Source organism: Tistrella sp. (assembly GCF_002684955.1).
Taxonomy (GTDB): Bacteria; Pseudomonadota; Alphaproteobacteria; order Tistrellales; family Tistrellaceae; genus Tistrella; species Tistrella mobilis.
In genome coordinates, this window is the sequence record NZ_NYWI01000085.1 from 1 (window position 1) to 14,369 (window position 14,369).

Consider the following 14,369-nt stretch of genomic DNA (forward strand, 5'->3'; position numbering starts at 1 on the left):
ACCGTCGCCAATCGCCGCAGACGCTGAGCGCCCCGCCCCCGCCCCCGCCCCCGCCTCAGCGCCCCCGCCTCAACGCAGATTCAGCACGTCGCGCATGTCGTAGAGCCCGGGCGCCCGCCCGGCGACCCAGAGCGCCGACTTGACCGCACCACGGGCAAAGGTCTCGCGCGACGAGGCGCGATGGCCCAGTTCCAGGCGCTCGCCATCGGTCGCGAAGATGACCTGATGGTCGCCGACCACATCACCGCCCCGCAGTGCCGACATCCCGATCGCGCCACGCCTGCGCGGCCCGGTCAGGCCGTCACGTCCGCGATCCGCCACATCGTCGAGCGAGACCTCGCGGCCACGGGCGGCCGCGCGTGCCAGGCCAAGCGCCGTGCCCGAAGGCGCATCGACCTTGTGGCGGTGATGCATTTCGACGATCTCGATGTCGTAATCCGCATCGAGCCGCGCTGCCGCCTGCTCCACCAGATGCATGAGCAGCGTGACGCCCAGCGACATGTTGGGCGCATAAACCATCGGCACCGCGCGGGCGGCATCGGCCAGCACGGCTTCGTCTTCCGCCGACAGGCCGGTGGTGCCGATGACGAGGGCGGTGTTGCTGCCGGCAGCCAGGCGGGCATGGGCGGTGGTGGCGGCGGGTCGGGTGAAGTCGATCACCACATCGGCAGCCGCGAACAGCACCGCCGGATCGTCACCAACGGCAATGCCCAGCGGGTCGACACCGGCAAACCGGCCCAGATCCTGGCCGACTTCGTCGCTGCCGGGCCGCTCAGTACCGCCCGCGATGCGGCAGCCCGGGGTTGTGGCGATGGCAGCCAGCAAGGTGCGTCCCATCCGGCCGGCACAGCCGACCACGCCGATCGCGATCCCGCTCGCGCTCATCTTCCGGTCCTTTCGAGACATCCGACACGAAAAAGGGGCACAGCCGCTTCAACACGGCTGCGCCCCTTTTCCTACCGCGTTTCAGGCCCCCGCGAAAGCCGATCCCGGCCCGCCCGAGGCTGAGATCGGCTCAATCGGTCAGATCCGACCACAGCTCCTTCACCTTGGCGAAGAAACCCTCGGACTGCGGGCTGGACGAGGTGCCGCCTTCCGATCCCTCGCGCTCGAACTCTTCAAGCAGCTCCCGCTGGCGGGCCGAGAGATTGACCGGCGTCTCGACATTGATGATCACATACATGTCGCCGCGCCCGCCGCGCCCCTGAACCGAGGGCATGCCCTTGGAGCGGAGGCGGAACTGATGGCCCGACTGGGTACCGGCGGGAATGTTGAGCCGCACCCGCGCCCCTTCCAGCGTCGGCACCTCTACCGTGCCGCCAAGCGCGGCCCGGGTCATCGGGATCGGCACCCGGCACGATACGTCGACCCCGTCACGCTGGAACACCGGATGCGGCGCCACCGCAAGGAAGATGTAGAGATCGCCCGGCGGCCCGCCACGAACCCCGGCCTCGCCCTCGCCCGACAGGCGGATGCGCATGCCGTCCTCGACACCGGCCGGGATGTTGACCGCCAGCGTCTTGTCACGACGCACACGGCCCGCGCCACCGCAATTCTTGCACGGATCCTTGATCACCCGGCCGACGCCGTGGCAGGCGGGGCAGGTGCGTTCGATGGTGAAGAAGCCCTGGGTCGCGCGGACCTTGCCGTGGCCGTTACAGGTCGGGCAGGTCACGGGCTGGGTGCCCTCGGCCGCACCCGAACCGTCGCAGACCTCGCAGGTCGCCGAAGCGGGAACGGTGATCTCGGTCTGCTTGCCGTTGAAGGCATCCTCGAGCGTGATCTCGAGGTCGAAGCGCATATCGGCGCCGCGGGATCCGCCGCCCCGGCCACCGCCACGGCCGCCGCCCATGAACTCGCCGAAGATGTCCTCGAAGACATCGGCGAAGGACGAGCCGAAATCGAAGCCGCGGGGGCCGCCACGACCGCCGCCCATGCCCGCCTCGAAGGCGGCATGGCCGAACTGGTCATAGGCCTGACGCTTCTTCGGGTCCTTCAGGACCTCGTAGGCCTCGTTGATTTCCTTGAAGCGCTGTTCCGCTTCGGCGTCACCCGGATTGCGGTCCGGGTGATACTGCATCGCCAGCTTGCGGAATGCCTTCTTGAGCGTCGCTTCGTCGGCGTCTCGCGCAACGCCGAGCATCTCGTAGTAATCGGCCTTCGCCATGGTCGTGGACTGTACCTTGAGCCGGGGCATCCGCGCGCCTGCCGTGGCGGACGCCTCTGCCGGTGCCTTCGATCATGGGCGCGCGCACGAGAACCGGACCCCCGCGCAGCTCCCTCTGAAAACGACCGTGGGCGACCGGCGCCTCGTCGGCACCGACCGCCCCCGGAAACGGGTGGCGGGCCTCAGGCCCGGCCGCCCTTGTCGTCCTTCACTTCCTCGAAGTCGGCATCGACGACACCGTCATCGGCCGCCCCGGCGCCGGCACCCGGGCCCGAAGCGGTCGGGCCGTCGCCCTGCTCGCCGGCCTTGTACATCGCCTCGCCAAGCTTCATCGCCGCCATCGACAGCGCCTCGGTCTTGGCCTTGATGTCGTCGGCATCGTCGCCGTTGAGTGCGGCCTTGAGCGCGGTCACCGCATCCTCGATCGCCGTCCGGTCCTCGGCGCCGATCTTGTCGCCGTGCTCCTTCAGGCTCTTCTCGGTGGAATGCACCAGACCGTCGGCGTGGTTGCGGGCCTCGACCAGCTCCTTGCGCTTCTTGTCCTCGGCGGCATTCGCCTCGGCTTCCTTGACCATCCGCTCGATCTCGGCATCGGACAGACCGCCCGAGGCCTGAATGCGGATCGCCTGCTCCTTGCCGGTCGCCTTGTCCTTGGCCGACACATTGACCAGGCCGTTGGCGTCGATGTCGAAGGTCACCTCGACCTGCGGCACGCCGCGCGGCGCCGGCGGAATGCCGACCAGATCGAACTGGCCGAGCAGCTTGTTGTCCGCCGCCATCTCGCGCTCACCCTGGAAGACCCGGATGGTCACCGCCGTCTGGTTGTCGTCGGCGGTGGAGAACACCTGGCTCTTCTTGGTCGGGATGGTGGTGTTGCGCTCGATCAGCTTGGTCATCACGCCGCCCAGCGTCTCGATGCCCAGCGACAGCGGGGTCACGTCGAGCAGCAGAACGTCCTTGACCTCACCCTTCAGAACGGCGGCCTGGATGGCGGCGCCGATGGCGACCACCTCGTCGGGGGTGACGCCGCGATGGGGTTCGCGACCGAAGAACTCCTTCACCTTCTCGATGACCTTGGGCATGCGGGTCTGGCCACCGACCAGCACGACCTCGTCGATCTCGCCGGCGGTGAGGCCCGCATCCTTCAGCGCCTTGCGGCAGGGCTCGATGGTGCGCTCGACCAGGTCCGCCACCAGGGCTTCCAGCTTGGCACGGGTCACCTTGATCGCAAGATGCTTCGGGCCGGTCTGGTCAGCGGTGATGAAGGGCAGGTTGACCTCGGTCTGCATGCCGCTGGACAGCTCGATCTTGGCCTTCTCGGCCGCTTCCTTCAGCCGCTGCAGGGCCAGACGGTCGCTGCGCAGGTCGATGCCGTTCTCCTTCTTGAACTCGTCGGCGAGGTAATCGACGATCCGCATGTCGAAATCTTCGCCGCCGAGGAAGGTGTCGCCATTGGTCGACTTCACCTCGAACACGCCGTCGCCGATCTCCAGGATCGACACGTCGAAGGTGCCGCCGCCCAGATCGTAGACCGCGATGGTCTTGCCGTCGTTCTTCTCAAGGCCATAGGCGAGCGCCGCCGCCGTCGGCTCGTTGATGATGCGAAGCACCTCGAGCCCGGCGATCTTGCCGGCATCCTTGGTCGCCTGACGCTGGCTGTCGTTGAAGTAGGCCGGGACCGTGATGACCGCCTGGGTGACGGTCTCACCCAGATAGGCCTCGGCGGTCTCCTTCATCTTCTTCAGGATCTGCGCGCTGATCTGGCTCGGCGACTGCTTCTTGCCGCGCACCTCGACCCAGGCGTCACCATTGTCCGCTTTGACGATCCGGTAGGGCACCATCTTGGCGTCCTTCTGGGTCGTCGGGTCGTTGAAGGTCCGGCCGATCAGGCGCTTGACCGCGAAAACGGTGTTCTCGGGGTTGGTGACCGCCTGGCGCTTTGCCGGCTGGCCGACCAGAATTTCGTCATCCTCGGTGAAGGCCACCATCGAGGGCGTCGTGCGTGCACCTTCGCTGTTCTCGATGACCTTGGCGTTCTTGCCGTCCATGATCGCGACGCAAGAGTTGGTGGTGCCCAGGTCGATGCCGATGACTTTGCTCATGGGTTCGGTCTCTCTCAGGTAGCGGGCGCCGACGGCCCTGATCAGAGCGGCGCCGACGGCCCCCCCGTTTCCATGCGTGAATGGGTGGAAGGGTCCAGGCAGATGACGGAACGATGCCCAATTTCGCCCCGACATCTGCGGTCGAGCGTCATATAGGGAAGGCCGGGCGGGGGCGCAACCATGGGGGCGTCTCAGAAATGCTGCGACATGTCGCGCATGGCGGCCCGGCCACGCTCTGTCCCGGCCTGGCCACACCGTGTCAGCCCCCCGAGCACGACGACGGCCCGCCCACCGCCGGTCGCTCTGGGGGCCGGCAGGCGGAACGGGCCTCGGATGTCGCGGCCGACCTTACCCGGCGTCGGCCCGAATGCGGGGTCAGGCCGAGGTATCGACCCGGCTGCCCGGGGTCTCGGGTGCGGGCGCACCTTCCTTCGGGCCGCCGCGCGAGACAGCGACCATGGCCGGGCGCAGCAGGCGGTCGGCGATCACATAGCCGGTCTGGAGAACCTGGACCACGGTGCCGGCCGGCTTCGTGCGGTCCTCGACCTCCATCATCGCCTGATGAAGCTTGCTGTCGAAGCGCTCACCCAGCGGGTCGACACGGCGGATGCCGTGGGTCTCCAGCGTCTGGCGGAAGGACGACAGGGTCATGTCCACACCCTGGGCCAGCTGGTCGACCAGCGGATCGCCACCGCGCTTCTCAGGGGGGACCGCCTGGGCGGCACGCTCCAGATTGTCCGAGACGGCGAGCACGTCGCGGGCGAACTTCGTCACCGCATACTTGCCGGCATCCTCCACCTCGCGCTGGGCGCGGCGGCGCAGGTTTTCCATGTCGGCCAACGCGCGCAGATGCTGGTCGCGGATCTGTGCCAGCTCCGCCTCAAGCGCCTGGATCCGGGCCTCAGGGCTCTCGGCTGCAGCGGTCTCAGGGCTGGCCTCGGCCTCGGTGCCTTCGGGCGTCTGGTTCTGGTCGGTCATCTCAAGCCTGCTCCATCGTCTTCTCGTTCGAACCCGCGGCCCGGGCCGCCCGCTTCGGGGCCTGCCCCGGCCACGCTCCGCAGATGCCCGGGCCGGACAGTCCCGCCCCGGCCGGGGCATCCGTCGCCATGGGGGCCGATCGGTGGTCGGGGCCATTCTGCCTCAGACCGTCAGCCGATCAACCGCCCGATCAGTTTTGCCGTGTAATCCACCACCGGCACGATCCGGGCATAGTTCACCCGGGTGGGCCCGATCACGCCGATCGCGCCGACATAGCGCCGGTTCTGGTCGGTCAGGGGTGCCGCGATCACCGAACAGCCGCTCAGGCCGAAGAGCGCACTCTCCGACCCGATGAAGATCTGGACCCCCTCCGCCCGCTGGCTTTCAGTCAGCAGGCGGAGAATGTCCTTCTTGGTCTCCAGCGCCTCCATCAGCCGACGGATACGCTCGATATCCGACAGCGCCGAAACATTGTCGAGCAGCCGCGACTGGCCGCTCACGATCAGCAGCCCGTCGTCATGGCCGCCCGACCAGGTCGCCAGCCCCTGCTCCACCACCCGGGCGGTCAGGGTGTCGATCTCGGCCGAGTTGCGGGCGATTTCGTCACCGATCAGCTGGCGGGCCTCGTCCATGGTGCGGCCGCGCAGCCGCGCGCTCAGATAATTGCCGGCCTCGATCAGCTTGGCCGGCGGCAGGCCGGGGGGCAGCGGCATCACCCGGTTCTCGACCATGCCGTTATCGTCGACCAGGATCACCAGGGCCCGGTTTTCCGACAGCGGCACGAATTCCACATGCTTCAGCCCGGCTTCGCTCTTGGGGGCGATCACCAGCCCCACGCAGCGCGACATCTCGGCGACCACGCCGCTCGCCTCGGTCAGGACCTGGGCCATGCTGCGGCCGGCACCGTTGCACTGGCTGTCGATCGCCCGACGTTCGTCGTCGGACAGATCGCCGATCTCGAGCAGGCCGTCGACGAACAGCCGCAGCCCGATATCGGTCGGCAGCCGCCCGGCCGAGGTATGCGGCGCATAAAGCAGCCCGCTTTCCTCAAGATCGGCCATCACATTGCGGATGGTGGCGGGCGACAGGCTGCTGCCCAGCCGGCGGGCGATGGTCCGCGAGGCGACCGGCTCGCCGGTCTCGACGAAGGCGTCGACCACGTGGCGGAACACCTCGCGTGAGCGCTCGTTCAGCTGCTGGAAGGCGCGCGGCGGCCCGCCGAAGCCTTCCAGGGCTTCGAGCGCCTGACGGTCGACATTCTCCCGATCGTTCGCGCGCGACATGGATCTGATCCGCTCCACCTTGACCCTCCGCTGACGGTCCGACGTCGATGACGGTCCGACCGGCCGGGATGGCCGTCCGAGCCGGTATGTAAGAGGGGGGCCTTCGACCGTCAACTCTAGGACATGGCGCGGGCCGGGGCATAGTGCGGCGACGGTCTGCCGACATTGCAAGCCCGGGCCCGAGCGCGTAGCTTTACCAGCCAGCCGGCCGGTACGACACCGCAACCATGTTCCGCCCCGTCCGCCCCTCCCGATCCGTTATCCGCGGTGATGCACCCGCATCGCCCGCTGCCGAGGCCTCGTCTCCCCATGCGTCAGTCTCCGATGCGCCTGTCCGGCCGTGCCGTCGATGCGCTCCGCGTCATCCGGTTCGAACCGATGGTGAACAAATATGCCGAGGGCTCGTGCCTGGTTCATTTCGGCGACACCAAGGTGCTGGTGACGGCGACGGTGGAAGAGAAGGTGCCGCCCTTCCTGCGCAACACCGGCAAGGGCTGGGTGACCGCGGAATACGGCATGCTGCCGCGCGCAACCCACAGCCGCACCGATCGCGAGGCCGCCAAGGGCAAGCAGCAGGGCCGCACGGTCGAGATTCAGCGCCTGATCGGCCGCAGCCTGCGCGCGGTCGTCGACATGCAGAAGCTGGGCGAGCGCCAGATCCGGGTCGATGCCGACGTCATCCAGGCCGATGGCGGCACCCGTACCGCCTCGATCACCGGCGGCTATGTCGCCCTGTGGCTGGCGCTGCAGAAGCTGGTGGCGACGCGGGATCTGACCGAGCATCCGATCACCCGGGCAGTAGCGGCCATCTCGTGTGGCCTGGTCGACGGCGAGGCCGTGCTCGATCTCGATTATGACGAGGACAGCCGCGCCGAGGCCGATGCCAATTTCGTGCTGGCCGAAGGCGGGGGCATCGTCGAGGTCCAGGCGACCGCCGAGGCCGACCCGTTCTCGCCCACCCAGTTCCGCCGTCTGGTCGAACTGGCCGAAATCGGCACGGCACGGCTGTTCGAGCTGCAGAAAGAGGCGATCATCGCCGCCATGGAAGGCCGGCCCGACCTCGCCCCCCCGCCGCCGCTGTCCCCCGAGCAGCTGGCCCAGCAGCAGAAGGCGCAGAAACAGGGCAGTGGCAAGCCAGGCGGCGGCAACCGCAATGCCGGCGGCCACAAGAGCGGCGGACGCGCGCCCGACCGCCCCCATGGCGAGCGAGACCGCGACCGCAATCAGCAGGGACGGCCGCTCGGCACCCTGGGCGATGCGCTGGCGGCCGCCCAGCGCAAGGACCGCTGACCGGAGAGCTTCGGATGACCAGCCCCCATCGTCGTTTTACCGAGGACCGCCTCGTCATCGCCAGCCACAACAAGGGCAAGGTGGTGGAGATCCGCGAGCTGCTGGAGCCCTTCGGCGTGGATGTGGTCTCGGCCGGCGATCTCGGCCTGCCCGAGCCCGAAGAGACCGGCCTGACCTTCATCGACAATGCCATGCTCAAGGCGCGGGCTGCGGCCGAGGCCTCGGGCCTGCCCTCCCTCGCCGACGACAGCGGCATGACCGTCGAGGCGCTGGACGGGGCGCCCGGCATCTATTCCGCACGCTGGGCCGGCCCGTCCAAGGATTTCGCCGTGGCGATCGAACTGGTCCGCACCCGGATGGGCGACGATCCCAACCGCCGGGGTGCCTTCGTCTGCGCCCTGGCGCTTGCCTGGCCGGACGGCGCGGTGGAGACCTTCGAGGGCGTCATCCAGGGGCATCTGGAATTCCCGCCCCGTGGCAGCAACGGCTTCGGCTACGACCCGATCTTCGTGCCCGAAGGCGACAGCCGCACGTTCGGCGAGTTCGAGCCGGCAGAGAAGCATGCGATCAGCCACCGCGCCATCGCCTTCCGCCAGCTGGTCCGCGCCTGTTTCGAGCCTGACTGACCCCCGGGATGACCACCGCCGCCACCGAACCGCTCGCGCTCTACGTCCACTGGCCGTTCTGCGTCTCCAAATGTCCCTATTGCGACTTCAACAGCCATGTGCGGGAGAAGATCGACGGGCCCCGCTGGGAACGCGCCCTGCTGACCGAGCTGGAAGACGAAGCCCGACGGCTGGGGCCGCGGCCGCTGGGGTCGATTTTCTTCGGCGGCGGCACACCCTCGCTGATGGACCCCGCCACCACCGCCCGGATCATCGAGCGGGCCCGCGCCCTGTTTCCTGCCGAGAGCCCGCCTGAAATCAGCCTGGAGGCCAACCCGACCACGGTCGAGTCCGCCAGGCTCAGGGATTTCCGCGCGGCCGGCGTGGAACGGCTGTCGATCGGCGTCCAGGCGCTGGACGAGGCTGCGCTTAAGGCGCTGGGGCGGGCGCATGGCCTGGCCGAGGCGCTGGATGCCATCGGCCAGGCCCGCGAGATCTTCCCGCGCATGTCCTTCGACCTGATCTATGCCCGGCCGGGCCAGACCATGGCCGCCTGGATGGCGGAGCTTGACCGTGCGGTCGACCTGGCTGCCGACCATCTGTCGCTCTATCAGCTGACCATCGAGCCGGGCACCGCCTTCCACACCCGCCATGCCCGCGGGGAACTGGTCCTGCCCGAGGATGACGAAGCGGCGGATCTCTACGAGGCGACGACCGCGCGGCTCGCCGCTGCGGGGCTGCCGGCCTACGAGGTGTCGAACCACGCCCGGCCGGGGTTCGAATGCCGCCACAATCTCGCCTACTGGACCTATGCCGACTATGCCGGCATCGGCCCCGGCGCCCATGGCCGGGTGCCGACGGGTCCGGGCGGCCGGCGCGAAGCCACCCGGCGGGCGCGGGCGCCCGAAACCTGGCTCGACCTGGTCGATACCCATGGCCACGGTCGCAACGAAGCCGTGGTCGTCGGGCAGGCACGGGCGGCGGAAGAGGCGCTGATGATGGGGCTCCGGCTCGATGCCGGCATCGACCCCGTCGTCTTCGAGCGCCGGACCGGCGTGGCGCTGCGCGATGCGGTGGATGCCACCCGCCTTGCCCAGGCGGTGGAGGGCGGCTTCGTCGCCGGACGCACCGACCGGCTGGTGGCGACGCCCGCCGGCCGGCTGGTGCTGGGGGCGCTGACCGCCCATCTGCTCGCCGACGATCTGGACGAGCGGTTTCCCGAGGCCCGACTGCTTCCCGGGGCCTGACTGCTTCCCGGGGCCTGACGGCGCGCGGTCAGCGCGCCGGCGGCACCGAACCGGTAAGGCCCTGTGGGGCCGCACCGCTTGCGGTACCATTGGTGGTCGCGCCGCTCACCCCCGAAGTGGAAGCTGCCCCGGTGGTGGGCGGCACGCTCGATGCCGCCGGCTGGGTGGGGGCGGCAAGCGGGTTGGACCGGATCACGCCCTCCCCGGGGCGCGCACCGGCGGTGAAGCGCTGGGCCGCCGGATCGAGCAGTTCGCCGCCGGTCGCCGTCACCTGATAGATGGCGAGCGCATGTTCGGCCGCGCCCTTCTGATCGAAGCGGAACAGGCCGTTCACGCCGGCAAACCCGTCCGGATTGTCGAGTTCGCGCGCCAGCTGACCCTTGCGGCCCAGCACCGCGGCAAGGGCGGTCGCATCATAGGACAGCCCCGCCAGCGCCGGCGGCTGCGCGCCGAACAGCGCACTGAAGCGGCGCACGAAACCGTCCCAGGCGCCGCGGTCGGGGGCGGCATACCAGGCGCCCTGCAGGTTCTGGTCGCGACCGACCGGCTGGTCCATCCAGAGGGCGGTGCCCAGGATCTGCGCCTCGCCCGCATCGATGCCGTAATAGGGCAGCAGGCTGGCGATGCCGCGCAGCCGCTCGCCGGTCTCGGCCAGCAACAGGCTGTCGAAGGGGGGCGTCTGCTGCCCGCCCGACAGGCGCCGGACGGCATCCTGGGCATCGGATCCGGGGTCGGAATAGCGCACGATATCGACCAGCTCGGCCCCGGTGCGGGCCACCGCCTTGCGGTAGCTTTCGGCCAGCCGATCCCCATAGGCGCCATAGGGCAGCAGGGCGGCAAAGCGGCTCTTGCCCTGCTGGACGGCATAGTCCACCACCCTTTCGACCTGCACCTCGGGCGCCAGCCCGATCAGATGCACGCCCGGGCGAAGTGCCGAGGTGTCGTTCGAGAAGGCGACGACGGGCACCTGACGGGGGGCGGCGACCTCGGCCACCGCCGGCACGTTGCGGCCGTAGATCGGCCCGAGCAGCACGGTCGCGGCCTGGTTTTCAACCAGGTCGCGGGCCGCGGCGGCGCTCTGCTGAGGCTCGGCGCCGCTGTCGCGGGGCAGCAGCACCACGTCATCGGCCTTCACATCCGCAAGTGCCAGCGTGGCGGCATCGATCATCGCCTGGCCGAAACCGGCCTGAGGGCCGGTCATTGGCACCAGCAGACCGACGCGGAGCGCGCCCGGCGGCAGGTCGAGCGGGCTTTCCGGCACCGCCGGCTTCGGCGGCTGCTGGGGCAGAACCTGCACCGGCTGCTGGGGCTGCTGCGGCTGCACTTGTGCCGGAGGCGTCGGCGGCTCTACCCTCTGGCTCTGACAGGCGGCAAGCACGAGCATCGCCGCGAGAGGCAAGAGACGCAATGACGACGCGCGCGAGCGACGAAGCAGGCGGTGGAGCGGGCCGGGTTCAGCCGGACGGACACGGGACCGGTCAGTTTTCACGGGATCGGATCTCATCGGATGTCGTTGCGGCAGAGGCCGGCCCGGCGGACCACGAAAGCGGCCACGGCCCGGACTGCGGCGACCAGGGTGGCGATCAGAGTAATGGCAGCCCCGGCCCGAGACAACACGCGGACGACCCCGAGGGCGAGGCGGGCCTGCCGCCGCGCCCGGGCCGGCGGATCGATCCGGGCCTGTATGCGGTGGCGACGCCCATCGGCAATCTGGGCGACATGACCCCGCGCGCCCTGGATGTGCTGGGCCAGGCCGACCTTGTGCTGTGCGAGGATACCCGCACCACCGGCCGGCTGCTGGGCCATTGGGGCGTCAGGGCGAAGCTCGCCCCCTATCACGAGCACAATGCCGCCCGCATGCGCCCCGAGGTGCTGCGTCGGCTGGAGGCGGGGGAGCGGATCGCGCTCGTATCGGATGCCGGGACGCCGCTGGTGTCGGATCCCGGCTACAAGCTGGTGCGCGAGGCCGCAGGCGCCGGCCACCAGGTCCGTGCCGTGCCGGGGGCTTCGGCCCTGACCGCGGCGCTGTCGATCGCGGGCCTGCCGACCGATCGGGTGCTGTTCCTGGGGTTTCCGCCGGCGAAGCCCGGCGAACGCCGCAGCAGCTTTGCAGGCCTGGCCCACGAGCCGGCGACGCTGGTGTTCTATGAAAGCCCCAACCGCATCGCCCGCACCCTGGCCGAGCTGGCCGAGGCGCTGGGCCCCCGTCAGGCGGCGGTCGCACGGGAACTCACTAAGCTTTATGAAGAGGTCGTCCGCGGCCCCCTGCCCGAGCTTGCCGCCCGCTTCGAGGCGACACCGCCGCGCGGCGAGATCGTGCTGCTGATCGAAGGCCATCGGACACCGGCACGCGAGGCGGCCGGGGAAGGCGACGCCCTGCCCGCCGGCGGGGCGCTGGATGCGGCCGCGGTGGAGAAGCTGCTGCCGCCGCTGGTCAAGGCGCTGGGCGCCAACCGGGCGGCCAGGCTGCTGGCGGAACTGACCGGCGCGCCGCGCAAGGCCTTCTATGCCCGCGCCGTGGCGCTGACCGACGACGACGATGCAGAGGGCGAGGAGTGAGCGGCGGCGGCACGCGCAGCCCCCGGATCGCCCGGGGCCGGTCATCAGAACGTGCCGGCCGGCGGGCCGAGGCGCTGGCGGCACTTCGCCTGCGGCTCACCGGCTGGCGGATCCTGGCCCGGCGGCTGAAGACACCCGCGGGCGAGATCGATATCCTGGCCCGGCGCGGGCGGATGCTCGCCGTCGTCGAGGTCAAGCGCCGTCCGGATCGGGCAACCGCCGGCGAGGCGGTGCTGCCGGCCCAGCGCCGCCGTCTGGCCCGCGCCGCCGACTGGGTGCTGGCGCGCGGTGAGACGCTGGGGGCCGGCGGTGTCGAAGGCCTGCGCTTCGACCTGATCTGGGTCGACCGGCTGGGCCTGCCCCATCATCTGCCCGATGCCTGGCGTCCCGACGGATCCTGACCCGGCTGCACCAGATGGCGCAGTGCCCGCAGCCGGTGCTAGGATGCGCGCGCCGTTCAACGTCCTGACGTCACCCCCGACGACCGAGCCCATGACCGAGCTTTTTTCCCGGACCACCCCTCTCCGCCGCCTGGCCGTGCCGCTTGTGGCGATCGCCCTGGCCGGCCTGCTTCAAGCCTGCGCCGCCGCCGTGGCCACCGGCGGTGCCACCGCCGTTTCGGCCGCCGCGGATGAACGCGGCATCGGCGGCGTGGTGTCGGATGCCGATATCCGCGCCGGTATCGCCCGGCGTTACTTCGAGCGCCAGGTCGACGAGCTTTACCGCCCGGTGCACATCCAGGTCAATCAGGGCCGGGTGCTGCTGACCGGCCGGGTGGAAACCCGGGCCTGGAAGTCGGAAGCGGTGAGCATCGCGCAGGGCGTTCCGGGCGTCACGCAGGTGATGGACGAAATCCGCGTGGTGGGGGAAGGCGACCTCGGCGACTACGCACGTGACACATGGCTCACCACAAAGGTCCGGGCCGCGCTGCTGGCCGACGAGGCGGTCAATTCGTTCAACTACAATATCGAGGTCTCGGGCGCCGTGGTCTATCTGATCGGGCTGGCGGCCAGCGATGCGGAACATGCCCGGGCCGTGGAGATCGCCCGCGGCATTTCGGGGGTGAAGCGGGTGGTATCCTATGTCGAGGTCAAGCGCCCGGGAGCCGGGGGATGAGCGCGGGCGCCCCATCGGAGCGGGCGGCCATCGCCCGCAGGCTGGAGGCCGTCGGCCGGCTGGATGACGATGCGATCCCGATCGCGGAGACCGCATTGCTGCTCTCGGCACTCGACCATCCGACGGCCGATCCTGCAAAGGCGCGGGCCCTGCTGGAAGAGATGTCGCTGGCGGCCGAAACCGAGGCCATGGCCCGGGGGCTGAAGACCGGGGTCGATGCCGCCGATGCCGATGACGGCGCCCGCGACCGGGCGGTGCTGATCGCCGACATCCTTCACGGCCGCTATGGCTTCGACGGCGACGACGAGACCTATGACCACGACGACAATGCCAGCCTGGCCCGGGTGCTGGAGCGCCGCCGCGGCCTGCCGGTGGCCCTGGGCGTGCTGGCCATGCATCTGGGCGAAACGCTGGGCTGGCCGGTCGTTGGGGTCAATTTTCCCGCCCATTTCCTGATCCGCGTGGAAGGCGGCATGGACCGGGTGCTGGTCGATCCCTTCGATCGCGGCCGGGTGGTGGAAACCTCGGATCTGCGCGCGCTGCTGAAGCAGGTGGCAGGCGACACCGCCGAGCTGGAACCCGAGCATTATCGGGCGGTGGACCGGCGGGCGGTGCTGCTGCGCCTGCAGAACAATCTGAAGATCCGGGCCGCCGGCCGGGGCGAACTGGACCGCGCCCGCGACGTACTGGCCCGCATGCTGCTGATTGCGCCCACCGACTGGGCGCTGTGGTACGAGCTGGGGCTGATGCGCGCCCGGCTGGGCGAGCAGCTGGGCGCCGTTCAGGCCCTGGAGGTCTTCGCCGCCAACACCACCGCCGAGGAACCCCGCAGGCGGGCCCTCACCCTGGTCGAACGGTTGCGCGCCGAGCTGAATTGAGCGGTGGTCCCGTCACGGACCGCCTTCCGCCCCGCCCGGATCCACGCTGTCCATCTTCCGCCCCGCCCGGATCCACCATGTCCATCTTCCGCCCCGCCCGGATCCACCATGTCCATCTTCCGCCCCGCCCGGATCCACCATGTC

The 14,369-nt window shown here is 69.9% G+C and carries 12 protein-coding genes and 1 pseudogene; 7 read left to right on the forward strand and 6 right to left on the reverse strand.

What is annotated here, in order from left to right; genetic code table 11:
- Positions 1-69 precede the first annotated feature (69 nt).
- The 5 genes from dapB to hrcA all read right to left on the reverse strand — a co-directional run bounded on the left by dapB (position 70) and on the right by hrcA (position 6,530).
- Positions 70-870 (reverse strand): 4-hydroxy-tetrahydrodipicolinate reductase, encoded by an 801-nt coding sequence (gene dapB / locus CMO28_RS28065; protein ID WP_296720387.1) that lies wholly within the window; start codon positions 868-870, stop codon positions 70-72.
- Positions 871-1,015: 145 nt separating this feature from the next.
- Complete coding sequence (dnaJ, locus tag CMO28_RS28070; protein WP_041605084.1) at positions 1,016-2,167, reverse strand: molecular chaperone DnaJ; 1,152 nt, start codon at positions 2,165-2,167, stop codon at positions 1,016-1,018.
- A gap of 182 nt (positions 2,168-2,349) precedes the next feature.
- Positions 2,350-4,269, reverse strand: coding sequence for a molecular chaperone DnaK (gene dnaK / locus CMO28_RS28075; protein ID WP_296720360.1), 1,920 nt, complete (start codon positions 4,267-4,269; stop codon positions 2,350-2,352).
- 375 nt (positions 4,270-4,644) lie between these two features.
- Positions 4,645-5,247, reverse strand: a complete 603-nt coding sequence (gene grpE / locus CMO28_RS28080) for a nucleotide exchange factor GrpE (protein ID WP_296720363.1) — start codon at positions 5,245-5,247, stop codon at positions 4,645-4,647.
- Positions 5,248-5,417: 170 nt separating this feature from the next.
- Positions 5,418-6,530, reverse strand: coding sequence for a heat-inducible transcriptional repressor HrcA (gene hrcA / locus CMO28_RS28085; RefSeq protein WP_296720367.1), 1,113 nt, complete (start codon positions 6,528-6,530; stop codon positions 5,418-5,420).
- Between the two features lie 324 nt (positions 6,531-6,854).
- Between hrcA and rph the strand changes: the two are divergent.
- The 3 genes and pseudogenes from rph to hemW all read left to right on the forward strand — a co-directional run.
- A pseudogene (rph, locus tag CMO28_RS28090) lies at positions 6,855-7,562 on the forward strand (ribonuclease PH); the annotation flags it as partial.
- A gap of 272 nt (positions 7,563-7,834) precedes the next feature.
- Entirely contained in the window at positions 7,835-8,446 is a 612-nt protein-coding gene (gene rdgB / locus CMO28_RS28095; protein ID WP_296720370.1) for an RdgB/HAM1 family non-canonical purine NTP pyrophosphatase, read from the forward strand.
- An 8-nt stretch (positions 8,447-8,454) separates the two neighbouring features.
- Entirely contained in the window at positions 8,455-9,672 is a 1,218-nt protein-coding gene (gene hemW, locus CMO28_RS28100; protein WP_296720373.1) for a radical SAM family heme chaperone HemW, read from the forward strand.
- 28 nt (positions 9,673-9,700) lie between these two features.
- Here hemW and CMO28_RS28105 read toward each other — a convergent pair whose 3' ends face one another.
- A complete protein-coding gene (locus CMO28_RS28105) occupies positions 9,701-10,996 on the reverse strand; it encodes a penicillin-binding protein activator (protein WP_296720375.1) in 1,296 nt (431 codons plus the stop codon).
- Between the two features lie 365 nt (positions 10,997-11,361).
- Between CMO28_RS28105 and rsmI the strand changes: the two genes are divergently transcribed.
- The 4 genes from rsmI (at position 11,362) to CMO28_RS28125 (ending at position 14,225) form a co-directional block, all read left to right on the forward strand.
- Positions 11,362-12,231, forward strand: a complete 870-nt coding sequence (rsmI, locus tag CMO28_RS28110; protein ID WP_296720378.1) for a 16S rRNA (cytidine(1402)-2'-O)-methyltransferase — start codon at positions 11,362-11,364, stop codon at positions 12,229-12,231.
- A complete protein-coding gene (locus tag CMO28_RS28115; RefSeq protein ID WP_296720380.1) occupies positions 12,228-12,632 on the forward strand; it encodes a YraN family protein in 405 nt (134 codons plus the stop codon). Before rsmI ends, CMO28_RS28115 begins: the two co-directional genes overlap by 4 nt.
- 91 nt (positions 12,633-12,723) lie before the next feature.
- Complete coding sequence (locus tag CMO28_RS28120; protein WP_296720383.1) at positions 12,724-13,347, forward strand: BON domain-containing protein; 624 nt, start codon at positions 12,724-12,726, stop codon at positions 13,345-13,347.
- Positions 13,344-14,225, forward strand: coding sequence for a SirB1 family protein (locus tag CMO28_RS28125; protein ID WP_062766910.1), 882 nt, complete (start codon positions 13,344-13,346; stop codon positions 14,223-14,225). The genes CMO28_RS28120 and CMO28_RS28125 overlap by 4 nt, the downstream gene beginning before the upstream one ends.
- The last annotated feature ends 144 nt before the right edge of the window (positions 14,226-14,369 follow it).

Bases quoted from the DNA above. Each gene is read 5' to 3' on its own strand.
- dnaJ (WP_041605084.1), bottom strand. From the start codon at position 2,167: ATGGCGAAGGCCGATTACTACGAGATGCTCGGCGTTGCGCGAGACGCC.
- hrcA (WP_296720367.1), bottom strand. From the start codon at position 6,530: ATGTCGCGCGCGAACGATCGGGAGAATGTCGACCGTCAGGCGCTCGAA.
- rdgB (WP_296720370.1), top strand. From the start codon at position 7,835: ATGACCAGCCCCCATCGTCGTTTTACCGAGGACCGCCTCGTCATCGCC.
- CMO28_RS28125 (WP_062766910.1), top strand. From the start codon at position 13,344: ATGAGCGCGGGCGCCCCATCGGAGCGGGCGGCCATCGCCCGCAGGCTG.
- CMO28_RS28120 (WP_296720383.1), top strand. From the start codon at position 12,724: ATGACCGAGCTTTTTTCCCGGACCACCCCTCTCCGCCGCCTGGCCGTG.
- grpE (WP_296720363.1), bottom strand. From the start codon at position 5,247: ATGACCGACCAGAACCAGACGCCCGAAGGCACCGAGGCCGAGGCCAGC.
- dnaK (WP_296720360.1), bottom strand. From the start codon at position 4,269: ATGAGCAAAGTCATCGGCATCGACCTGGGCACCACCAACTCTTGCGTC.
- hemW (WP_296720373.1), top strand. From the start codon at position 8,455: ATGACCACCGCCGCCACCGAACCGCTCGCGCTCTACGTCCACTGGCCG.